This window comes from Bifidobacterium catulorum (assembly GCF_003129925.1).
Taxonomy (GTDB): domain Bacteria; phylum Actinomycetota; class Actinomycetes; order Actinomycetales; family Bifidobacteriaceae; genus Galliscardovia; species Galliscardovia catulorum.
The window spans coordinates 55,681-79,504 of record NZ_QFFN01000001.1 but is presented as its reverse complement, the minus strand read 5'-3'; the positions used below and the strand labels follow the sequence as shown (position 1 = coordinate 79,504).

General features: G+C 62.0%; 17 protein-coding genes. 1 reads left to right on the top strand and 16 read right to left on the bottom strand.

Annotated elements, in window-relative coordinates; all coding sequences use genetic code 11:
• Positions 1-112 precede the first annotated feature (112 nt).
• The 12 genes from metE to DF200_RS00250 form a co-directional block, all read right to left on the bottom strand.
• Positions 113-2,413 (bottom strand): 5-methyltetrahydropteroyltriglutamate--homocysteine S-methyltransferase, encoded by a 2,301-nt coding sequence (gene metE / locus DF200_RS00305; RefSeq protein WP_109136314.1) that lies wholly within the window; start codon positions 2,411-2,413, stop codon positions 113-115.
• A 154-nt stretch (positions 2,414-2,567) separates the two neighbouring features.
• Positions 2,568-3,125: a SixA phosphatase family protein gene (locus tag DF200_RS00300; protein WP_109136313.1), complete on the bottom strand. Its 558-nt coding sequence runs from the start codon at positions 3,123-3,125 to the stop codon at positions 2,568-2,570.
• 48 nt (positions 3,126-3,173) lie between these two features.
• Positions 3,174-4,238 (bottom strand): tRNA (adenine-N1)-methyltransferase, encoded by a 1,065-nt coding sequence (locus tag DF200_RS00295; protein ID WP_109136312.1) that lies wholly within the window; start codon positions 4,236-4,238, stop codon positions 3,174-3,176.
• A 103-nt stretch (positions 4,239-4,341) separates the two neighbouring features.
• Complete coding sequence (locus DF200_RS00290) at positions 4,342-5,190, bottom strand: ABC transporter ATP-binding protein (protein WP_109136311.1); 849 nt, start codon at positions 5,188-5,190, stop codon at positions 4,342-4,344.
• Between the two features lie 101 nt (positions 5,191-5,291).
• On the bottom strand, positions 5,292-6,530 hold the full coding sequence (glgA, locus tag DF200_RS00285) for a glycogen synthase (RefSeq protein WP_109136310.1): 1,239 nt from the start codon (positions 6,528-6,530) through the stop codon (positions 5,292-5,294).
• 116 nt (positions 6,531-6,646) lie between these two features.
• Positions 6,647-7,102: a hypothetical protein gene (locus tag DF200_RS00280; protein WP_109136309.1), complete on the bottom strand. Its 456-nt coding sequence runs from the start codon at positions 7,100-7,102 to the stop codon at positions 6,647-6,649.
• Between the two features lie 90 nt (positions 7,103-7,192).
• On the bottom strand, positions 7,193-7,978 hold the full coding sequence (locus DF200_RS00275) for an ABC transporter ATP-binding protein (RefSeq protein ID WP_109136308.1): 786 nt from the start codon (positions 7,976-7,978) through the stop codon (positions 7,193-7,195).
• Positions 7,968-8,711 carry an ABC transporter permease gene (locus DF200_RS00270; protein ID WP_241520054.1) on the bottom strand — a complete coding sequence of 248 codons (744 nt, stop codon included), beginning with the start codon at positions 8,709-8,711 and terminating at the stop codon, positions 7,968-7,970. The genes DF200_RS00275 and DF200_RS00270 overlap by 11 nt, the downstream gene beginning before the upstream one ends.
• 114 nt (positions 8,712-8,825) lie before the next feature.
• The gene (locus tag DF200_RS00265) at positions 8,826-9,869 is read right to left on the bottom strand and encodes an NAD-dependent epimerase/dehydratase family protein (protein ID WP_109136306.1); all 1,044 of its coding nucleotides are present in this window, start codon (positions 9,867-9,869) and stop codon (positions 8,826-8,828) included.
• 58 nt (positions 9,870-9,927) lie between these two features.
• A complete protein-coding gene (ispD, locus tag DF200_RS00260; RefSeq protein WP_109136305.1) occupies positions 9,928-10,644 on the bottom strand; it encodes a 2-C-methyl-D-erythritol 4-phosphate cytidylyltransferase in 717 nt (238 codons plus the stop codon).
• A gap of 154 nt (positions 10,645-10,798) precedes the next feature.
• On the bottom strand, positions 10,799-11,947 hold the full coding sequence (locus DF200_RS00255; protein ID WP_109136304.1) for an acyltransferase family protein: 1,149 nt from the start codon (positions 11,945-11,947) through the stop codon (positions 10,799-10,801).
• Positions 11,925-13,700 (bottom strand): CDP-glycerol glycerophosphotransferase family protein, encoded by a 1,776-nt coding sequence (locus tag DF200_RS00250; protein ID WP_109136303.1) that lies wholly within the window; start codon positions 13,698-13,700, stop codon positions 11,925-11,927. The genes DF200_RS00255 and DF200_RS00250 overlap by 23 nt, the downstream gene beginning before the upstream one ends.
• Positions 13,701-13,763: 63 nt before the next feature.
• On the opposite strand from DF200_RS00250, the gene DF200_RS00245 reads away from it, so the two are divergent.
• Positions 13,764-14,924 carry a CDP-glycerol glycerophosphotransferase family protein gene (locus tag DF200_RS00245; RefSeq protein ID WP_338323265.1) on the top strand — a complete coding sequence of 387 codons (1,161 nt, stop codon included), beginning with the start codon at positions 13,764-13,766 and terminating at the stop codon, positions 14,922-14,924.
• A 109-nt stretch (positions 14,925-15,033) separates the two neighbouring features.
• Here the strand turns inward: DF200_RS00245 and DF200_RS00240 are convergent, their stop codons facing one another.
• From DF200_RS00240 to DF200_RS00225, 4 genes are all read right to left on the bottom strand, one after another.
• Positions 15,034-16,566: a glutamate synthase subunit beta gene (locus tag DF200_RS00240; protein ID WP_109136301.1), complete on the bottom strand. Its 1,533-nt coding sequence runs from the start codon at positions 16,564-16,566 to the stop codon at positions 15,034-15,036.
• A 2-nt stretch (positions 16,567-16,568) separates the two neighbouring features.
• Positions 16,569-21,143, bottom strand: a complete 4,575-nt coding sequence (gene gltB, locus DF200_RS00235) for a glutamate synthase large subunit (protein WP_109136464.1) — start codon at positions 21,141-21,143, stop codon at positions 16,569-16,571.
• 559 nt (positions 21,144-21,702) lie between these two features.
• Positions 21,703-22,182: a flavodoxin gene (locus DF200_RS00230; RefSeq protein ID WP_109136300.1), complete on the bottom strand. Its 480-nt coding sequence runs from the start codon at positions 22,180-22,182 to the stop codon at positions 21,703-21,705.
• A 96-nt stretch (positions 22,183-22,278) separates the two neighbouring features.
• Complete coding sequence (locus tag DF200_RS00225; protein WP_109136299.1) at positions 22,279-23,823, bottom strand: amidohydrolase family protein; 1,545 nt, start codon at positions 23,821-23,823, stop codon at positions 22,279-22,281.
• Between the last annotated feature and the right edge of the window lies 1 nt (position 23,824).

Here is a 23,824-nt window from a genome sequence, read left to right as displayed (position 1 = left end):
CGTTCATCATGATGGGGCGGAACGACGATGGGGTGAAGACGCATATGGTTTTCACCCCATCGTCGTTCCGCCCCGCGACCCCACGGCGGTGCACGCCGGGAAGGACGGTGAACTACTTGGCGAGCTCGGCGCGGACCTTCCGGGTGGCGGCGACCATGTGCTCAAGGCTCGGCCAGGTTTCGGCGTTGCCGCGGGTCTTCAGGCCGCAGTCGGGATTGATCCAGACCTTGTTCACATCCATCTTCTTCAGGATCTCGTGGATGCGGTCCACGATCTCCTCCTCGGACGGGATGCGGGGGCTGTGGATGTCGTAGACACCGGGGCCCGCTTCGGTCTCGAAGTTGGCGTCGTGGATGGCGTCGAGCACCACGAGGTCGCCACGGGACGCCTCGAAGGAGATCACGTCGGCGTCCATGGCGTCGATGTCGCGGATGATGTCGTTGAACTCCGAATAGCACATGTGGGTGTGGATTTGCGTGCCGGGCTTGACGGCGGAATGCACCAGACGGAAGGCCGGAACGGCCCAATCGAGATACTTCACGTGCCAATCGGAACGACGCACCGGAAGCTTCTCGCGCAGCGCCGCCTCGTCGATCTGGATGACCTTGATACCGGCGGCCTCAAGGTCAAGAACCTCGTCGCGGATGGCGAGGGCGAGCTGGGTGGTCTGCTCCTCGTGGGTGATGTCCTCGCGGGGCCAGGACCAGTTGAGGATGGTCACCGGGCCCGTGAGCATACCCTTGACGACGTGGTCGGTCCTGGACTGCGCGTAGGAGCTCCATTCCACGGTGATCGGATTGGCCCGGGACACGTCGCCCCACACGATCGGGGGCTTGACGCAACGGGTGCCATAGGACTGCACCCAGGCATTCTTGGTGAACAGGAACCCGTTGAGGTTCTGTCCGAAGTATTCGACCATGTCGTTGCGTTCGAATTCGCCGTGGACGAGCACGTCGAGGCCGATTTCCTCCTGCTTCTTCAGCACCTCGTCGATCTGCTCGGCGATGAACCTGTCGTAGTCGGCCTTGCCGATCTCGCCCTTGCGGAACTTGGCACGGGTGGAACGGACCTCACGGGTCTGGGGGAAGGAGCCGATGGTCGTGGTCGGCAGTTCGGGCAGGCCGAGCTCCTTCTTCTGGATGGCCTGACGCTCGGCGCGGGCGGGCTGGCGAACATATTCGTCGTCGGTGAGCTTGGCCACACGGTCATGAACCGCCGGGTCGGGGACGACGCGGGTGCCGTCGAACAGACGCTGGTTTGCGGCGAGACCGGGATCCGAGGCGCGGGCCGCGTCGTCCAGCACGGCGAGTTTCGCGACCTCCTTGAGCTCGTCGAGCTTTTCGACGGCGAAGGCGAAGTGCCTGAGCACATCGGCGTCGAGCTTGTCCTCGCCTTCGGTGCTGAACGGTACGTGGAGCAGGGAGTCGGCGGTGGAGACCGCCACATGCGACGCCTTGGTCCTCACCGCATCGAGCAGGCCGAGGCTCACGGCGTAGTTGTTGCGCCAGATGTTCCGGCCGTTGATCACGCCCGCGAAGATGGTGACGTTCTCGGGCACGCCGTTCTCCTCGATCGCGGCGAGGTTCTCGTCCCTGCCTTCGATGAGGTCGAGGCCGATGCCGTCGAAGCCAAGCTCCGTGGCCGTCTTGTAGGTGTCGGCGATGTGGCCGAAGTAGGTCTGCAGCAGCACCTTGACGTCGCCCTTGGCGGCGAGGATGGTGCGGTACAGCGTGGCGAACAGGTCGAGGTCGCCGTCCTCCTTGTCGAGTACCAGATACGGTTCGTCGAACTGCACCCAGTGGGCGCCGAGTTCGTTGAACCGGTCCAGCAGCTCGGCGTACGCCTTGGCGGCGTCGGCGACGAGCTGATCGGTGATTTCGAGGTCGGCGCCCTCGGCGCCGCGGGCGAGCTTGAGGAAGGTGTAGGGACCGATGATGACGGGCTTGGTGACGATGCCGAGGGACTTGGCCTCGGAGAACTCGTCGAACGGCTTGGTGCCGGTCAGGGCGAGCCTGGTGTCGGCCGTGATCTCGGGAACGAGATAATGATAGTTCGTGGTGAACCACTTCTTCATCGGCTGGGCGGTCACATCGCCCTTGTCGCCCTGATATCCGCGGGCGATGGCGAACAACGTATCCTCGGCGTCGAGGCCAAGGTCCCTGTAGCGCTGCGGTACGGCGTTGAACAGAATGGCGGTGTCGAGCATCTGGTCGTAGTAGCTGAAATCGTTGCTCGGGATCAGATCGATTCCGGCTTCCTGCTGAAGCTTCCAGTGCTTGGCGCGCAGTTCGGCCGCGGTACGCTTGACCTCCTCGATGCCGTTCTTGCCCTTCCAGTAGCCCTCGATGACCTTCTTCAGCTCACGGTTGCCGCCGATGCGCGGGAAACCGATGACAGAGGTGAGTTCACTCATACATGCTCCATTTTTTTGCGTGTCAAAACCGCAAAAAGAGTAGCAAATTTCATCGGGGAACGTGGTATATGCCGAGGTTGCATGTCGTCATAAACGCTGCTTATCACTGGAATTTCAACGTTCCATCGATGATTCACATATTGGAATTCAGGAATCAGGAGCAGTCCTTGGGACTGAGGACCGCAATGAGCCTGCCGTCCCGCATGCCCCATTTCCCGAACGGTTTGTCGCTTCCCATGATGACGACCGAAGCCGGTGACATGCCCAGTCCGAGGATGTTCAGCATGGCCTGGTCGGATTTCGGCGACGCCAGCCATTGGCTCGCCACGGACACGGTGGGGTCGTGGCCGACGATCATCAGACGGCGTGTCTTGCCCTTGACATGCGTCATCTCGTCGAGCAGGGCCTGCATGCCGCCGGAGTACAGGCTCTGACGGTATTCCACCGTCGGCCTGTCGCCGAAGTACTTGAGCATACGTTCCAGCGTCTGGCGGGTGCGCACCGCACCGGAGCACCTGATCTGGTCGGGCACGAGTCCGACCGCCGCGAGCCCCTTGCCCACGGTTCCGGCCTGCCTGCGCCCCTTGTCGGAGAGCTCGCGGTCGATGTCGCCACCGGACGAGCCGGCCTCCGCCTTGGCATGACGCATGATGACGAGCAGATATTCATACGAGTTCGCCTTCTTGGCGACCTTGTTCAGGTTGACCCCCATTGTCCGGCCTTTCCGATGGACAGCTGCATTGTCCACCGGAATACATTCTTACCGTGTACCGGGGATATTCGCCACCTGGCCGGTCAGATCCCTGAGCACCTTGCGCAGCTTCCGGTCGGAGATGTCCCGCAGCTCCAGCTCCTCAAGACGGGAACGCTGCTCCTCCGGAGTCATGTCGTCGATGTCGGTATAGGTGTCCTTCGTGCCCCGTGGCCTCTTGTGCAGCGCCTCCACCCCCGGCGCCATAGCTCGCGCGGTGACGAGGAACCCGGTATGGCCGATCATGTCATGGTTGGGACGCACCGCCAATCCCTGCGCCTTCCATCCCCGCTCCAGGGTCTCCGAGATCTCAGGCTCCGTCCAGCGTCCCGTCTCGCGCATGGATTCCGCCACACGGCTCATCTGCGTCGTGGTGGTCACATAGCAGGTGATGACACCACCTGGCGCGATGACGCGGGACGCCTGCTCCAGACGATTCCAAGGATCGAGCATGTCGAGGAATATGCGGTCGAACAGGCCTGCCTCGAACGTGGCCGCCACGGAGTCGAAGTCCCCCGTCATGAGGTTCCACCATTCGGGACGCGCCCCGAAGCATACGGTTGCGTTCGCCTCGCAGACGCGGGCGAACTCCGGGCGCATCTCGATGGTCGTGAGCGATCCCTCCTCGCCCACGGCATCCAACAGATGCAGGCTCATGGCGCCGCTGCCGCCGCCGGATTCGAGCACCCGCATGCCGCGACGGATGTCGCATGCCTCGATCACCTGGGCTATGTCCTTGGGATACATGATCTGGGCACCGCGCGGCATGGAGAGGATGAAGTCCTGCAACCGGGGCCGCAGCACCGTGTACTGCCATCCCCCGATCCGACGGGTGCCTTTCCATGGCTTGCGGGGATTGCTCCGATACGCCTCGGCGGCGCTTGGGGAGACGTCTTCGCCGGTCACGGTGGTGACCACGGAGCCCTCGACAAGGCCGATGATCTCGTCATGGCGGATCACGCCACGCTCGGTCTGGGTCTCCTCTCCGGGTACAAGCTGGATTGTAATCTTCTTGCCTTTGCGGTCGGTGAGCTGGACCTTCTCCCCGGGCCCCAACGGTCCGCGTCGTACCATGAGCGCTCCTTGTTCCATATTCGATGTCGCCTGCATGCCAACGCCGGTTCAGTATACCGATTGCCGGCCGTGACGCAAAACGCCATGCGCAAACGGATGGCGGTCAGAGGGCGAACGCCTGCCACCGTCCACCCTCGTGTCTCACGTCGAGAGGAAGTCCGAAGACCTCCGACACCCGTTCGGCGGTCAGACCATGTTCGAGGTCGCCGGTGTAGATGATGGTGCCGGGCGCGGGGTTCCCGCCCCGCGCTTTTACGGCGTGCGCGATCCTCTCGCCGCCTGAGCGCCTTCCCATGACGGCGATGTGGTCGAAGCCAGCGGGAATCTCCTCAAGGCGGTGCGTGACCAGCACCACGGCCCGAGCGGAGTCCTCTGTCCCGAGGTCGCCAAGCGCCTTGACCACGAGTTCGCGGCCTCCCAGGTCCAGTCCCGTGGTGGGTTCGTCGAGGATGGCGAGCTCGGGGTCGGCCATGAGCGCACGACAGATGAGCACCCGTGTGCGCTCGCCTTCCGACAGCTTCCACATCTGCTTGCCTTCGAGATACCCCACGCCGAACCGGCGCAGCAGTCCCCTGGCCTTGTCCGTCTCCTCATCGGTGTAGGAGTCGCGCCAGCGTCCGGTCGTTGCGGTCAGCGCCGTGACCACCACGTCGAGCGGATCCTCGTCGGCGGGGAACGCTCGGGAAAGCTCGGCGGACGACAGGCCTATTTTCTGCCGGTACGAGAACACATCCACCTTGCCCAGCCGGTTGCCGAGGATGTCCACGGTGCCTTCGCTGGGGTGCATGCGCGTGGCCATCATGGCGATGAGCGTGGATTTGCCGATGCCGTTCGGGCCGAAGAGGATCCACTTCTCCCCGCGGCGAACGGTCAGGTTGACGTCGGTGAGAATCACCCGGCCCTGCCGGCGGAATTCCACATCGGTCAGCTTCAGTGCGATGTCGTCGGTCATGATGCGTCCGGTCCTTTCATTCGTTTCGGGGAGGAAAACCGACGCCGCCCCACGCCGGGAAACGGCTTGGGACGGCGTGTCGGTCAGCTTCGGACCGGATGTCAGCCGTTGAGGACGGCGTCATAGACCTTGATGGTCTCGTCCGCGATGGTCTCCCAGCTGAACACGTCACGGGCGCGGGCGTAGCCGGCTTCGCCCATCTTCCTGGCGAGATCGGGGTCTCGCATGATCCTGTTGATGGCGTCCGCCATGTCGTGGACGAACTTCTCGGGATTCGTGGGGGTGCCGGTGCCGTCGTGCAACTGGTCGATGGGCACGAGGTATCCGGTCTCTCCGTCGACGACCACCTCGGGTATGCCTCCGGTGGCGCTGGCCACGACGGGCAGTCCGCAGGCCATGGCCTCAAGGTTCACGATGCCGAGCGGCTCGTAGATGCTGGGGCAGATGAACGCGTCGCATCCGTGTTCGAGGGCGCTCAGCTCGTTCTTGGGCAGCATCTCCTCGATCCAGATGATGTTGCCGCGCTTCTCGTCGAGCTCGGCGAAGGCGTTCTTCACCTCGGCGGCGATCTCCGGGGTGTCCGGGGCGCCGGCGCACAGCACCACCTGCACGTCCTCGTCGACGAAATGCAGCGCCTGCAGCAGATACGGCAGACCCTTCTGACGGGTGATGCGGCCGACGAACAGCAGCGTGGGCTTGCTGCGGTCGATGTGGTAGCGTTCGAACACATCCCAGCTCGGATCGTCGTCGGCCGGCGTGGCGAACTCGCTCATGGTGATGCCGTTGTAGACCACGTGGACCTTGTCGGGATCGACGTTCGGGTATGCGGCGAGAATGTCTTTCCTCATGCCGCCGGAGACGGCGATGATGGCGTCGGCATGCTCGTAGGCGTCACGTTCTGCCCAGGAGCTGAGGTTGTAGCCGCCGCCAAGCTGTTCGCGCTTCCACGGGCGGAAAGGTTCGAGGCTGTGCGCGGTGATGACCAGCGGGATCTCATGCAGCTGCTGGGCGAGGCGGCCGGCGAGGCACGAGTACCAGGTGTGCGCATGGACGAGGTCCGCGTCCACGTCATTGGCTATCTGCAGATCGACGCCGAACGTCTTCAGGGCCGGATTGGCGTCGGCAAGCTCGGCCGGCACATCATAGCCGACCACGGTGAGACTGCCCTTGGGGTCGGTTCCGGGAATGGTGGGGACCTCATCGGCCTTGCGCGGCCCGTCGAACGCGCGGACGGTCACGTCGATGCGTTCCGCGAGGACCTTGGAAAGCTGTTCCGCATGGACTCCTGCCCCTCCGTAGATGTGCGGGGGAAATTCGCGGGTGAGGATGTCGACTTTCATAGGCGTCTCCTTCTATGCTCTGATTGCGACCACTTCCCAGTATAAAAAAGAACCGCCGATATGGACGGTTCTCATGGTTGCCGTGTCGTGCCGGTCAGGCGACGATCATGCAGCCGTCATACGGCCGTGCCGTACTCGTCGACGTTGGGATTGTCCTTCGGATCGCCCGATACGAAGAACAGGCTCAGCACCCCCACCGCGAACACCGCGGAGACGACGATGACAGACCACGTCGGCATATTGGGAATCCACATGACCACGAAGAACGCCATGGCGGAGAGCACGATCAGCAGCCAGCAGAAGAACCTCACCCACCCGCGTGCGGTATGGGGCATGCGTATCCCGCCCGGTTGCCTCGCCGACGAGGACGTCGACTGGACAGGCAGGTCGATCGTAGCCGAAGGCCTCCACTCCCCCGGTTGCCCGTCCTGAAGACGGATCGACCGCTCCTGCAATGCATATTCGTCGACCAGCCCCTCACGGGACTTGGCCTGGTATCGCGACGGCTGCTGACGGGAGGAACCCCTGCGGTTCCGCCTGGCGTTTGCACGGCGTTCGGCACGGTTGGACATGTAATCACTCCTGTTGTGATGGGATTGGCTGCGCTCCACTTTACTCCATGGACGCCGCAAGGGCGGGAACACTCCGCCGTCCTGCCGCCATCAGTGCTTTTCGTAGTATTCAATCGCGTCGGTGATGCCACCGCCGAACACGGACCGTCCGTGCTGGATCACTATGCCCTTCTCGCAGAATTCCCTGGCCATGTTCGTCGAATGCGTGACGAACAGCACGGTGACGTTCTCCTTGTCCATGATGCCGCGGACGCGCTCGCGGCATTTTTTGGCGAATTTGCGGTCGCCCACCGACAACGCCTCGTCCACCACGAGGATGTCGGGACGGATCGATGACGCGAACGCGAATCCGAGTCGCGCCCTCATGCCGCTGGAATACGTGCGCATGGGCTGGTCGATGTACCTGCCCAATTCGGAGAACTCCACGATCTCGGGAATCAGCACGGCGGACTCCTCCTTCGACAGCCCCCACAGCTGGCATCGCATGTCGATGTTCTCCATGCCGGTGAGCTTCATGTCGAAACCGGCGGACAGCTCCAGCAGGGCCGATACGCGTCCATGCACCTCCACGGTTCCCGATGTCGGGAAGCATACGCCGGTGATCATCTTCAGCGCCGTGGATTTTCCGGCGCCGTTGTCTCCCAGCAACGCCAGTGACTCCCCGCGTCCGACGGTGAAGCTCAGGTCGTCGCTCGCGTTGACGGTGTCGCAATGGATGCCGGGGAAGAACGTGGCGACGAGTCTCTGCTTATCGTTGCGAAACAGTTTGTAGGTCTTGCGCACGTGCTCGAATCGCACGGCGATGGGATTCGCCGCGTCCTCGTCGCGGATGATGACGGCGTCGCCGATACGGGTCTCATTGGCGTCAGATGACATCGGGGACCTCCATATACAGACGGTGATGGTTGTGCAGGGCGAGCAGGGCGAACATCAGCAGTACGCAGACGAACGGGAGGAACGAATAGGGGTCGGACCAGAACCAGCGGTCGTAGACGAAACAGTCCCGCACGGCCTCTACACTCCAGCTGACCGGATTGAACGCCATGACCAGTCTCGCCCACTGGGGCCATTTCCCGATTTCGAAAAGAATGCCGGAAACCCAGAAAAACGGGGTGGACAACGTCTTGAGCAGGTTGGCGAAATCCTTGGATATGGCGCTTAACGGCGACAGCATCATGGACCATGCCGTCCAGAACAGGAACATGAGCGCCAGCACCAGCGGCAGCTGCACCAGATGGACGCCCAGCGGAATCCGCAGCATCAGGCATACGATGATGGTGAACAGCATCATGCATCCGAGCACGATGAGCAACGACAGCGAATAGAAAGTGGATATGAGCGACAGGGGGAACTTGAGTCTGTTCACCAGATATGGGTATCGGTGATAGATATCACTGCCCGATGTGATGATGTCGCTCATGTAGAACCATGGGAAGACGCCGCACGCCAGCCAGAGCAGGAACGGCTTGCCGTTGACGTCCGACGCACTTCGGATGCCGAAGGACAGGGCGAACCAGAATACAAGGATGTATACCGCCGGCTTGGCGAACAGCCATATCTTGCCGAGTGCGGCCCCCCTATAGGTGCGCACCAGATCGATTTTGGCCAAAGACCAGACCTGATGACGCCAGTGCCAGTTCTCACCGAGTATTTGCCGTAATGTCGAAAACATAGACCTCAACCAAAAATTTGCGATTGCCGAGCACGTCATACGTGGCGTTGCTCAGGACAGATGGGCCACCAGCCTGTCATACATCTCCTCAAGCCCCACCCGGGGCCTCCAGCCGAGCTTCTCGATACGCGAGACGTCGAGCGGCAGATGATGCTCCGGCGGATAGGGTGCGTCAGGGTCCACATCGACGACGACACGTGCCGCCCCGCCCGAGAACCTGGCCATGACCATGTCGGCCATATCCCGGATGGATGAATACGTCGCGGGATTCGCCACATTGTACGCCAGTCCGGCTTCGCCCCGCAGGAGCAGGGTGAGGATGGCCGATACCGCATCCGACGTATAGACATACATACGGGTGCTTGCCCCGGTGGTCTTCATGACGAAATCCCGGCCGTCCATCGCGGCCCGTGACAGTGCGGCGAACAGACGGACATCGTCATGGGGAATCCCGGGGCCGAACGTCTGTGCCAGGCGCGCGATGGTGACGGGCACATCGTATTCGTCGTGATATGCGACGCAAAGGTTCTCCGCGGCCCGCTTGCCTTCCGAATAGCAGCTGCGCACCGAACACGGGTCGACGTATCCCACGCTCTCCTCGGAAAGAGGGCTTCCCGCTCCCGGTGACGTGTTCCCCATGCCGTATACCTCCATGCTGGATATGTAGACGAACGACGAGGACCTCTTTTTCCGAGCGTGGTTCAACAGCGCTTTCGTTCCGTTCACGATGGCGTCGAATGTCTCGACCGGATGGCTCATGAAGAACGAGGACGTCGTGGGGCAGGCCGGATGGATGACGTAGTCGGCGGGGATGCCCAACGATTCCACGTCATCCAGCCCGCCCTCATGCACGATGAGTCCGTCCTTGGGGCCGTAGCCGGCGAGCGTGGATTCGGCCTTGGCGGCGTCGCGGACGAGTGCATGGACGGTGATTCCGGCATCGTATGCGCGGTTGCGCTCCAGCAGCGTGCGGGCGCACAGGGACCCGACCAGTCCGGTGGCGCCCGTGATGAGCACGTGCCTGCCGGCGAGGGCGCCCCAATCGATGTCGAGGCCGCGGGCGAGGTCCGAGTATTCCTTGCGAAGGTCGTACATGTGACTGCTCCTGATCATTTATGCATGGCGTACGTGGCGCGATCGTCGTATCGAGGGCCTAGATGCCGAAGATCTGCGAGTTCTCCTGCTCATCCATGATGGCCCTCATGATGTAGTAGTCGGCGGGCGTGGTAATCTTGATGTTCGCCGTGGAACCGTCCACCTTGTACAGGTCGTGCCCGTAGTAGGACATCATGGACGCCGAATCGATGAAGTCCAGCCTGTTCTCGTCCAGCGCGCGCTGATGGGCCTTTTTCAGGTCGCCGAGCACGAAGCATTGCGGGGCACGGGCCAACTGGCAATGGTGCCGGTCGATGATGCCGGTGATCCTGCCGCTTTCGCTCTGCACCACGGTTTCCGTGGCGGGCACGACGGTGACGGCGCTGCCGTGTTGTTTCACGCAGCGGATGCAGTCGGTTATCGTGCTCTCGTCTATCAGCGGCCGGACGCCGTCATGCACGATGACGGTCGAATCATCCGGGAACAGACGGCTGGCTTCGAAGATCCCGTTGCGGATCGATTCCTGGCCGGAACACCCCCCTGGCACGATGGAGACCACTTTGCTCAGGCTGAATTTTTCTACGTATTTTTTCAGCGCCTCGATCCAATCCCGAAGGCAGACCACGACGATAGCATCGATGTCGGGATGCTCGTCGAATTTCTCGAGCGTGTAGATGATGATCGGTTTGCCATGCATCAGCAGGAACTGCTTCGGCTTGGTTTTCGAGTTCATCCTCGAACCGGTTCCACCAGCGAAAATAACAGCGAGGTTCATAGTCCCTCTCATAAACAACTCAACAACCTCGGAGGACTCTGACTCCGTGACAGTTTCGTAGTTTAACCACCGGACATGACGAATTCATCTTTTGTTCACCATATTTTCCTGAAATCCGACGCCGTCATACGAGGGCATGGAGGCCGGTGACCGATCAGGACGCCGCCTGAGGACGCCGTCCTTCCATCAACGGCCGCTGAATGATCTTCGACAACCGGTTGAGCGGTACGGACAACATCAGCGCCGCCAGGACGACGACCATCTCGTATTGCGGGAAGGCCGCCGAATGCCCCGTCACGTTCAGCACCTTCCGGACCAGAACATGCAGCAGATACAGTTCGAGCGAATATCTTCCGAACCATCCGAGTATGCGGCAAACGGCATCGTGGATTCCACGCAGCCCGTTGGACGGGGAGGCCTCCAACCGGGAGAGCAGCACGATGCCGCATATGCAGCCGAGGAAATCGAGCAGGGCGCGCAGCAGCACCTGGACGACTGGAGTGGTCGCCATCCGCAACGGGTACAGCAGCAGAACGACGATCGCCAGACCCGCAAGAACGCCTTTCATGGAAAGTCGCCGACGCTCGTACGACAGCTTTCCCACGAGGCAGCCGACGATGAAGCTGGGCACACGGTTGACGGCTATGTCCACGTTGTCGTACAGGCCGGGATCGTACTGGTCGAGCATCATGACAAGCTGCATGCACAGACCGCACATCAGCAATGTCCGCAACCATGCGGAGACATGGTCGCACGCTCCGTCAAGGGCGGAGAACACGTGGGGGAACATCGCGTAGCAAACCAGACTGATGAGAACGTACCAGAACCATTTCACATCATCGGTGAAGAAGGTGACGAATGTGATATCCCCGAGGAGCCTCGGTACGCCGGCATCATCGCGAACGAGATCGAGCCACGCCCAACCGGGCAACGCGACCATCAGATACGGCACAAGCACCCTGGCCAGTCTCCTGCGATAGAAGACCGCCGCATCCGGCAGACGCTTCCACGAGTAGTACAGGCCCAGACCAGACAGCACGAGGATTACATCCACCCCGGAACTGCCGATGTAGCTGTAGAAGATCCGGGCGGGACCGTCGAATCGTTCCCCCTGCAGATCGGCGAGATCCTCCGTGTAATGGAACGTCATGATGAGCAGTATCGAAACGCCCATCAGCACCTCGCGATACCGGGACAGCAGTTCGTAGGATGCGATGTCCCGACCCGTATGCCGTCCTCTGCGGCCGCCGCTCACCTCATTCACGGTTTCCGTCACTCGCTCACGCATCCGTGCGATCGTCATCGGCGGACCTGCGCACGCCGGGAACGTCCCTGCCGTAGATGATGGCGTCGATGGCGCGGTCGCTGGCGAGCATTCCCCGCTCGGCAGCGCGGTCGATGGAGGACGGATGAGGAGTGACGGACTCGTATCTGCGGTGCGCGAGCACGTCGATGAACTCGTCGAACGTGTCGCATACCACTCCGGGAGCCAGTTCGTCGACGGAACGCTGCACTCCACGGATGAGCGAATATGCGGTCTTGTCGGGCACGAAGAACACCACGGGCTTGCGCAGCAGCAGATAGTCGTAGAAGCATGATGAGTAGTCCGTCACCAACACATCCGATATGAAGAACAGCTTGGTCAGGCTCTCGTCGGACAGATCGAAGATGCGATCGCCATATTCCTCGGGAATATCGGGACGCTTCCTGATGAAGTGATGCATCTCGAAGACGAAATACGAATCCGTCTCCTCGCACATGCGATACAGCCTCTCCATGTCGATCTCGTCATACGGATAGTATGCGGTGCGTTGCCCGGTCCCGCGGAATGTGGGCGCGAACACGATGACGCGTCCCCGCCCGGCCCAGGGATACCGTTCGATCATCTCATCGCGGTACCGTTTTTCCACGTTCTCGTCGAGGAAATGGTCAAGACGGGGCATGCCCGTAGCCAGCAACGCATCCTCCTCGATGCCGAACACCTCGGAATAGATGCGTCGCAGATGCCCGTTGCCCACCAGGGCATACGTGTATTGCCGATGCGCGGAATTATACGGATCCGGTGAGCCTTTGAGCCCGAACCGGGCGTAGCCGACCGATTTGAACCCCACGCCGGCGTGCCAGATCTGGGTGAGCACGCACTCCCTGCCGGGCTTGATGAAATTGAACACGGGCGTGTAATCGTCGATGAAGATATAATGCGCCCGGGCAATGGCGAGCAGATCCATCATCCATGGCAGAATCCGCTGCTTCCCGGAAAACACATTCCGATAACGACACCGGATGTCGAAGCGCGAGTCCATGCCGCGCTCGATCATTCGACGATGCAGCGCCTCCATGTTCTCGGTCGGCCCCTCACCATTCTGCTTGAAGAAGAGGATGCGATCGCGTTTGCGCGGAACAAGCTTCGTCATCATAGAATACGCCTTGACGAAGATGTCCTTCTGCCGCTGGCGTTTGCTGTTCTGACGACGCCGGGGAGTGGGATTGTGCTGGTAGAACAACATGTCGAGCACCAGATACACCGTGCCGTCCGTACCGGTCTTCGGCACGAACACCCCTGTGTACGCATAATGGTTCTTGCCATAGCGAAAAACACGGTCGCAGTTGTCCAGATGAGACAGCACCGCCGGATCGTAATGCACGTTATGGGCATCATAGGGATGCTTCGCCACGTATTTCGCGCCAAACCGCTCCAGACGCTCCTCGATGAGGAGATCATCCTTGCGCAACGCCTTGGGCAGATGCCGACGCACGTCCCGCTCCATGCGCGCACGAAGATACGGCTTGGCCTCCAGCAGCGTCGCAGTGTCCGCAAGCAGGGATTCGTCGATGCGCTCGCAGATGATCCACTCCCCCGAATGCATCACTTCCCTACCCCCGCCGAGCACCACATTGAGCCTGGCGAGATAGCGTCCATCGCATTGTTCGATTTCGAAGGGTATGAATCTGCGTGACTTCACACGGTACAGCCACAGCCTATCCTCTTCGGACGCACTATACGATATCTCAAGATAGCTAGACTTCCAACGGATTCCGTGGACAACAATGGCCATATCCTTCTTCTCCTTGAAACTACGTAATTTCCTCTGTAGAGAGTATATAATGAAAGTCTGCCGATGATGCCACACCGCGGTCTAGGAGAAGAGATACCAATGAAGCGATACCTCGTCGAGGTCTTCCGATGCTGCCTGCTATTCGCGTATCGTCTGTTCCTTCTCCTCCCCAAACACCGTCGCATAATATGCCTCAGTCGCGAAAGCAACCACCCCCCTGTTGATTTCCGCCTTATCCAACGCTACATGGCAATCAATAATCCCGATTATCGCGTGAAGATTCTCGCCAAACGGCTGGATGATCCGGTGACCTACTGCATCCACATGATTCGCCAGCTGTATTACATCGCCACCAGTCGGGCCGTCGTGCTCGACACCTACGCCATCATCGTCAGCATGCTCGCCGGGCAGATCAGGATTCCCGTGATCCAGATGTGGCACGCCCTGGGCAATATGAAGAAATTCGGGTACACGGCATTGGACGACAATGAAGGAAGAGGCGCACAAACCGCCACACTGATGCGCATGCATCAGGGATATTCCTCGGTGCTCATCTCCTCGAAATCGTTCATCGACGACTACGCGGCAGGCTTCGGCATCGACAAGTCACGCATCATCGAGGCGCCGCTGCCGCGAACCGATTTGCTGACCAGTCCCGCCTATCGGAATTCGCAGCGCGCTCGGATCATACGGCTCTTCCCGGAACTCGGACGGAAGAAGAACATCGTCTACTGCCCGACCTTCCGCAGACGTCCGCCTTCCAATCAGGCGGCGGCCGCGAAATCGCTCGTCGAGGCCATCGATTTCGAACGGTACAATCTCATCATCAAGAAGCATCCGCTCGACACCCTGCATTTCGACGATCCTCGCGTATTCCAGACATATCCGTCACGCATGGACATGCTGTTCATCGCCGATTACGTGATCAGCGATTACTCCACGGTAATCTACGAGGCCGGGCTATTGGATGTTCCCGTGTTCCTGTATGGCTACGACTGGGAGGAGTACTCCCGGCGACGGAGCCTCTACATCGACCCCCGGCATGATGTGCCCACCTTGTTCACCGGTGATGCGCATAGGCTGTTCGAGGCCATCGACCACGACGAATTCGACCGTGATGCCTTCAGCGCGTTCATACGACGGAACGTGGCTTTACCCCGGGACGCATCATGCACGCAGCAGGTCGTCGAACACATCCTTGGCATGATTCACGCGACTCGGTAGGCATACGGCATCCACTACATCAGTCTCCCTGGAAGAAGCGGAACAGTAAAAGGGTGTCCCTCCAATGGAGGAACACCCTTGATATGGATATTGTTTGCAGTCTGACCGTCTAGACGCGGGGCAGGGCCATCGGCCGCTGGGATGCGACGATGGGCGCGGGCAGTTCGGTGCTGCCGGTGAGGTATTTGTCGACGGCAGCCGCGCAGCTTCGGCCCTCGGAAATGGCCCAGACGACGAGCGACTGGCCGCGACCGGCGTCGCCGCAGGCGAAGACGCCGTCCTGACTGGTGGCGAAGGAGTCGTTGCGGGCGACATTGCCGCGCCTGTCAAGATCGACGGGCAGCTGGTCGACGAGCGTGTCGGTCTCCGGGTGGAGGAATCCGACGGAGATGAGCACCAGATCGGCGGGGATGATGCGCTCGGTGCCGGGCTGGCGGGTGAACGGACCGTTCTCGCCGGGGGCGACCTTCACGATCTTCAGACCGGTGACATGGCCCTTCTCGTCGGACACGAAGCCTTCGGTCTGAACCCCGTCGATCTCATGGATGTTCTCAGGCAATGTGGTGCCCTCGAATTCCACGGAATCGGTGTCGTAGATATAGGTGCCGCCCTCCTCCATCGAGGAGGTCTTCTGGTACAGGCGGGCGAAGGTCGGCCACGGCTGGTTCGCCGGACGTTCCGTGGGCTCCTGAGACATGATCTGCAGCACGGTGACGGACTTCGCGCCCTGACGGATGGACGTGCCGAGGCAGTCGGAACCGGTGTCGCCGCCGCCGATGACCACGACATGCTTGTCCTTCGCGGTGATGTCGTTGATCGGCTTCTTGCCCCATACGCGACGGGTGGCGTCGGGCAGGAAGTCCATGGCGAAGTGGATGCCGTCGAGCTCTCGCCCGGGAAGCTTCATGTCGCGCGGCACGGTGGAGCCGATGGCGACGACCACGGCATCGTAGCGGGAACGCAGTTCATCCCACGAAATGTCCTTGCCGATCTCCACGTTCGTGTGGAAGACGGTGCCTTCGGCCTCCATCTGCTCCACACGGCGGTCAAGCAGCGACTTGTCGAGTTTGAAGTTGGGGATGCCGTAGCGCATGAGTCCGCCGATGGCGTCATGGCGCTCATAGACGACCACGGTGTGTCCGGCGCGCGTGAGCTGCTGGGCGCAGGCGAGGCCGGAGGGGCCGGACCCGACGACTGCGACCGTCTGGTCGGTGAGGCGCTGGGGCGGCTGCGGCTTGACGTAGTCGAGATTCCATGCCTGATCGATGATGGTCTGCTCGTCGAGCTTGATCATCGTCGGCGGCTGATGAATGCCGAGCACGCAGGCGGCCTCGCACAGTGCGGGGCAGATGCGGCCGGTGACCTCCGGGAAATTGTTGGTCATCGACAGTTTGTTGTACGCGTCCTCCCACTGGCCCTGACGGACCAGATCGTTGAATTCGGGGATGACGTTGCCCAACGGGCAACCGGTCATGCAGAACGGCGTGCCACAATCCATGCATCGTGCCGCCTGTTCCTGGGTCCACGGCTGCAGACCGGTTTCGGCATGAACGTCGAACCAGTCCCTGATGCGCTCCTCCACCGGCCGCTCGGCGAGTTCACGACGGGACCGGACCTTCAGAAATCCTCTAGGATCGCCCATGTTCAGCGCACCCCTTCCATAACCTGCTCGTAGACCTTCTCCCAGGCCCCCGGAGCGTTGAAATCAACATTGTTCTCTTCCGCCTGCCGCATCGCACGGGTCATGGCGACGTACTGCGTGGGTACGACGTGCGTGAACCGCTTGATCGAATCGGACCAATGGTCAAGCAGCTCCTTGGCGATGTCCGAATCGGTCTCCTCGGCGTGCTTCTTGACCAGTGCGTGAACGGTCTCGGCCTCGCCGCCCTCCAGGGGAAGGAACTTGAGTGCGCCGCTCTTCACCGCGGAGGGGTTGACCTTCGCCATGTCGAGGTCGAGCACATAGGCGTTGCCTCCGGAGAAACCGGCACCGAAGTTGCGCCCTGTGGGTCCGAGCACCACGACGATGCCGCCGGTCATGTATTCACAACCGTGGTCGCCCACGCCTTCGACGACGAACGTCGCACCGCCGTTGCGCACGGCGAATCGCTCGCCCGCCCGGCCGGCCACGAACATCTCTCCGGAGGTGGCGCCGAATCCGGTGACGTTGCCTGCAATGACGTTCGTATGCGGATCGAAGGTGACGCCCTCCTCGGCACGCACGATGATGCGGCCGCCCGACAGCCCCTTGCCGGCGTAGTCATTGACCTCGCCGTAGATGCGCATGGTCTCGCCACGCGGAATGAACGCGCCGATGGACTGGCCTCCGGAACCATGCAGGGTCATATCGATGGTGTCATCGGGCAGGCCTTCGGCCTCGTAGCGCCTGGTGATCTCGTAGCCGAGCATGGTGCCGACGGTACGGTTGACGTTGCGAATCGGCAGTTCGATGCGTACGGGCTCCTTGTGCTCAAGCGCGGGTCCGGCGAGCTCGATGAGCTTGTTGTCCAGGGCCTTTTCGAGCTCATGGTTCTGCTTGGTGGTGTTGTGCAGAATCGTGCCGGGGGTCGGGCCTGCCTGCATGAGCACGTTGCTCAGATCGATGCCGTCGGACTTCCAGCGCTTGATGGCTTCGTCCTGGTCGAGGCACTCGACGTGGCCCACGGCCTCCTCAAGCGTGCGGAACCCGAGCTGGGCGAGGATCTCGCGCACCTCCTCGGCGATGAACATGAAGAAGTTCACCACATGCTCGGGCTTACCTCGGAACCGGGCGCGCAGTTCCGGATCCTGCGTGGCGATGCCCTGAGGGCAGGTGTTCTTCTGGCATGCTCGCATCATGACGCAGCCTTCGACGATCAGCGCGGCGGTGGCGAAACCGAATTCCTCGGCGCCAAGCAGCGCGGCGATGACGACGTCGCGGCCGGTCTTGAGCTCGCCGTCGCACTGTACGACGATTCGGGAACGCAGTCCGTTGAGGATCAGCGTCTGCTGCGTTTCGGAAAGGCCGATCTCCCACGGGGTTCCGGCGTGCTTGATGGCATTGAGCGGTGCCGCTCCCGTGCCGCCGTCGAAGCCGGAGATGAGGACGACGTCCGCATGGCACTTGGCCACGCCGGCGGCGATGGTGCCCACGCCGAACTCGGAGACGAGCTTGACATGGATGCGGGCCTTCGGGTTCGCCATCTTCGCATCGTTGATGAGTTGCTTGAGATCCTCGATGGAGTAGATGTCGTGGTGCGGCGGCGGGGAGATGAGCTCCACACCGGGCGTGGCGTGACGGACCTTGGCGATCCACGGCGGAACCTTCGCGCCGGGCAGATGGCCGCCTTCGCCGGGCTTGGCGCCTTGTGCGAGCTTGATCTGCAGATCGGTGGCATGCACGAGATAGTCGCTGGTCACACCGAAGCGCGCCGAAGCGATCTGCTTGATGCGGCTGTACCGCTGCGGATCGTTGATGCGGTCGTCGGATTCGCCGCCCTCACCGGAGTTGGAGCGCGCGCCGATGCGGTTCATGGCGATGGCGAGCGTCTCATGGGCCTCCTGCGAGATGGAGCCGTAGCTCATGGCGCCGGTGGAGAACCGCTTGACGATTTCGCTGGCCGGCTCTACCTCGGAGATGTCGATGGGCTTGCGCTTGTCGTTGAACTTCATGAGGCCGCGCAACGTCATCAGACGGTTGGATGTGTCGTTGATATGGTCGGTGTACTTCTTGAACAGCTTGTAATCGCCGCGCTGGGTCGACTGCTGCAGCAGGAAGATGGCCTCCGGATCGTTGAGGTGGTCCTCACCGGTGCGCCGCCACTTGTATTCGCCGCCGGTACGCAGGTTGCGGTGCGGCGTGGCGGTCCATTGGTTCGGATAGGCGACGCGGTGCCTGATGGCGACCTCCTCGGCCAGTTCGTCGAGACCGACGCCGCCGACGCGGGACGTGGTGCCGGTGAAGTACTTGTCGATGACGTCCTCGCTCAGGCCGATGGCCTCGAACAGCTGGGCGCCGCGGTAGCTCATGATGGTGGACACGCCCATCTTGCTCATGATCTTCAGCACGCCGGTGGAGAGCGCCTTGATGAGGTTCTTCACGGCCTTGGCTGGTTCGACGTTCACGTATCCGCGGTTGGAGAGGTCCTCCACGGATTCGAGCGCCAGATACGGATTCACGCAGGCGGCGCCATAGGCGATCAGCAGGGCGACGTGGTGAATCTCGCGCACGTCACCGGCCTCGACGGCCATGGAGACCTGGGTGCGGGTGTGCTGGCGCAGCAGGTGATGCTGCACGGCGCTGGTGAGCAGCAGGGACGGAATCGGACCCCAGGTGGGGTTGGAGTCACGATCGGAGAGCACGAGGAAGTTCTTGCCTGCGGCGATGGCCTCATCGATTTCGGCGAAGATCTCCTCAAGCCGTTCCTCAAGCGCCTTGCCGCCGCCGGCGACCTGATACAGTCCCTTGACGACGAACGGCTTGTAGTAGCCGCCCAGGATCGGGGCGCGGTCGAGACGCTTGAGCTGGGCCATCTCATCGCTGTCGATGACGGGCAGCGGGATGAGCACCTTCTTGGCATGCAGTTCGCTGTCTTCCAGAAGGTTCGGTTCGGGGCCGATGGCGGATTCAAGGCAGGTGACGATTTCCTCACGCTCCCAGTCGAGCGGCGGGTTGGTCACCTGCGCGAATTTCTGCGTGAAGTAGTCGAAGAGCATGCGCGAACGCTTGGAAAGCACGGGCAGTGGCACGTCGTTGCCCATGGAGCCCAACGGCTCCTTGCCGGTGTTGGCCATCGGCGTGAGCAGGAGCTTGAGGTCCTCCTCGGTGTAGCCGAAGGCGCGCTGACGGCGCTGTACGGACTGCCCGGAGTGGCGCACGTGCTCGCGGGCGGGAAGCTGGTTGAGCTCGATGGAGTTACCTTCGACCCACTGACGGTAGGGGTGCAGGGACGCGAGGGTCTTCTTGATCTCCTCATCGGGGACGATGCGTCCTTCGGCGGTGTCGACGAGGAACATCTTGCCCGGCTCCAGACGCCCCTTCTCGACGATGTGGTCCTGGGGGATTTCATTAAGCACGCCGGTCTCGGACGCGAGCACCACGTAGCCGTCATCGGTTACCTGCCAGCGACCGGGGCGGAAGCCGTTGCGGTCGAGCAGGGCACCCACCTGGGCGCCGTCGGTAAACACGATGTCGGCCGGTCCATCCCACGGTTCGATGAGTGTGTTGTTGTATTCGTAGAAGGCCTTGACGTCGGGGTCGAGCGCATCGTTCTTCTCCCATGCCGGCGGCAGCATCATGGAGATGGCGTGGGGCAGGGAGCGTCCGGCGAGATGCAGCAGTTCGAGGCATTCATCGAAGGTGCCGGAGTCGGAGTAGCCGGGCGTGTTGATGGGCAGCAGCGGCTTGAACTCGCCAAGCAGCTCGGAGCTCAGACGCCCCTCTCGGGCGGAGAGCCAGTTGCGGTTGCCCTGAATGGTGTTGATCTCGCCGTTGTGGGCGATCAGGCGGAACGGCTGGGCCAGAGGCCAGCTGGGGAACGTATTGGTGGAGAAACGGGAGTGCACGATGGCCACACGCGCCTTCATGCTCGGATCGGAGAGATCGGTGAAGAAGGGCTTGAGCTGCATGGTGGTGAGCATGCCCTTGTACGTGATGGTGCGGGAGGACAGCGAGGCGAAGTAGACGCCGACCTCGTGCTCCACCCGCTTGCGCACGCGGAACGCCTTGCGCTCCAGTTCGATGCCGCCGAGTCCGGCGTCGTCGGCGTCTGCGAAGACCAGCGTTTTGAAGGCCGGCATGGAGGCCAGCGCCTGCAGCCCGAGCCCGTTCGGATTGGTGGGGACCACACGCCAGGCCAGAACCTCAAGCCCTTCCTCCTCCACGATCTCGGCGATGGCCTGTTCCTGCTGCGCGCCTGCGGCGATGTCGCGGTCGAGGAACGCGATGCCGGCCACGTAATGGCCTTCCTCGGGAAGTTCGGCGTCGATGGTGTTGCGCATGAACTCGTCGGGCATGGACATGAGGATGCCGGCGCCGTCGCCGGTGTTCTCCTCGGCGCCGACGGCTCCTCGATGGTCGAGGTTGATGAGCACCTCGATGGCGTCGTCGACGATTTTGCGTTCGGGAACCTTGTTGAGGGTGGTGACCATACCGACGCCGCAGGCGTCATGCTCCGAGGTAGGGTCATACATCCCCTCGGGAGTATGTATCGTCAGATCAAGCGGAGCGTGTAATGTCACCGAAATCACCTCTGGTCTAGGGCAGGTCTCCCCTGCGTTGTGTTTGCCTTGACAGAATACAGCCACAATGTATCTTAGATGCAATCATGCCCATATATCACAATTGCCAAAAGTTTTAAAGACTTTTCTTTTCTAAGGCTCACAGGTGTTCCATATAATGAGACTTCTTTCGTTGTGCCTGTGGTTTCCACCACTATGGAAGTGCTTCTCGTCCTCTGTTTTTCCTCGCTTGGACCTCCATCCCGGATATGCGACGTCCCGCATCGCCATATGGTACGAAAATGGAAGACACGCGGCGACACGCCCGGGTTTTTCAGCAATCGCAAAATCGGCAGACAGGATTTCTCGTTGCCGTGGATACCATGTCCACGGCCGAAGGGCCCTCGCCGACATCGGGTGCGATCCCGATGCGATCCGCATCGAAGGCGCCCGATACGCGACCACACAGGGGGGCGCTTACCGAGATGAACGCAGGCATGCTGGCGAGCTAAGGCCCGTCCGCCGGGTTGTGCTCAAGGACTCCCCCAACAGGGCGCCGGCACGGATGTCAGGAGCTGGATCACAGGCCGAGGCCGTCGACCCACTTGGCGAGTCTGGCCTCGCTTTCGTTTGCGCCCACGCGGCGGCCCGGCACCCAATGGGCGGCGGGCGCGGAATCGTGCAGCTGCACGCCGTCGGCGCCTCGCGTGCTGGACCCGGAGGTCGCGAACGTGACGATGGTCCTGCCCTCCCAGTCCTCGCTTTCGAGGAATGTGCGCACGACGCGCGGCGCGGTCTCCCACCACAGCGGATATCCGACGAACACGGCGTCGTAGCCGCTCACGTCGATCGGCGTCTTCAGCTCCGGTCGCATGGCGCGGTCGCGATGCTCCACGCTGGTGCGGCTGCCGGAGTCGCGCCAGTCGAGGTCGGCGGCGGTGTACGGCTCGGCGGGTTCGATCTCTTTGAGATCGGCGCCGATCGCGTGCGCAAGGCGTCCGGCGACCTCACGGGTGGTGCCGGTGGCGGAGAAATACGTGACGAGCATGCGCTTGGACATGATGCTTCCTTTCCTTCATCCCGATACGGGCAGTCTGTCGTTCGATTTCAGTAATACCCACCTCAAGCGCTCGAAGACAAACGCATGCGAGATCGATCAGCGCCGCCGGCCGGTGAAGGGCATGGGCCTGCGATGGGGCGCGACGGCCGTGCCCGCGACCGAGCCGTCGGGTTCGGACACGTCAGCATTGAGGTGGACGGTGAGCGGGCCGAAGGGCAGACGCACGCGAATGTCGAACGAATGCCGCGTCCCGTCGCGCACGCCATCCCGGTAGGATGCCACGATTCCCATGACCTTTGCCTTGCCATGGAACGAGGTTCGGGTCATGTCATCGTAGGAGACAATCACAGGGATCGCGATTACGCCCACCGGCGAGTTGAGCCGCACGTCATAGCGGGCGGTGAGCGCCGGGTCGTCGCAGGGATCGGGTGCAAGGCGCGCGGCGGCGGCATCACGAACGGCCCCGGCGATCTTTGGGGCGGCCTCGTGCGGCGGAACAGGCACGCGCACGGCCACATGCCTACGCGGGAAGAGGTCACGCAAGAGCCGCACATGCCACCGTCCGTCCCGCTTCACCGCGACATTCCCCGCGGGCTCGGAAGCCGCCCGGGCCAATGCCGGGATCCCCGCGAGCTTCGGGTTGACGGCGAGCGCATTGCCGGTGAACGCCATACGCTTCTGCTCCTCGGTGAGCTTGTCGGTCCCTTCCAGCGCCCGAGCCTGACTGAGCACCGCCTCGATGGGCGTGTAGGGGGTGTCCGACCCGTACAGCAGGTGGGTGTCCGGCACGTTGCGTAAAAGGTCGGCGAGCTGCTTGGGCTCACTGAATCCGGCAAGGTCGTAGTACACATGGGACATGGCGTCCATATAGTCGACACGGCGGTCCGGGTCAGCGAAGCGCAGCATGAACGCGAAGCTTTCGAACCGGTCTGCGAGGACGGAGACGAACGCGCCGGCATGCGGCATCACCCAGCGGATGTTCGGGAACTTGACGAACGTATCCTCCAGCACCATGTTGGTGAAGGCCCGCGTGGTTTCCACGAAGTATTCGAAAGCAGGAAGGGACAGGCCCTCGCACGCGCCGGGCACGGACACGTGCGGCGCGGTGGGATGGACGATCGCCATTGCGCCGCGGCCGTCCAGTTCGCGCATCACCGGATCGAGTCGGGGGTCACCCAGATACACGCCATGGTGGTTGGTCGTCAGTCCCACGCCGTCGGCCTTGAGCTCGTCGAGCGTGCGCCGGGCCTCTTCCGCGGACGCTTCGGCCCATGGCAGGGGCAGTGTGGCAATCAGCCCGAACCGGGTCGGGTTCTCGGCGACGATTGCCGCCCCCTGATCGTTGATCTTCCGTGCCAGCCGCAGACAGTCGTCCGCCTGCAGCAGGAAGACATTCGGCGAGGAGAGTTCCAGATGTGCGTAGGCGATGCCGAGCAGGTCCATCTTGTCACGCTGCCAGTCGGGAGTCCAGTAGTCGGGCGTGGGATAACCGTCCGGGCTGCCGGGATAATGCGCGCGCAGGAATTCCAGGTACGCGGGAGGCAGGTAGTGCGACTGGAAGTCGATCTTGCCGCGGAAGCGCAGCGGGGCGGCATCATTCGATTCGACCGGATGGTTCACGGTTTTCCTTTCTTTCTCCATT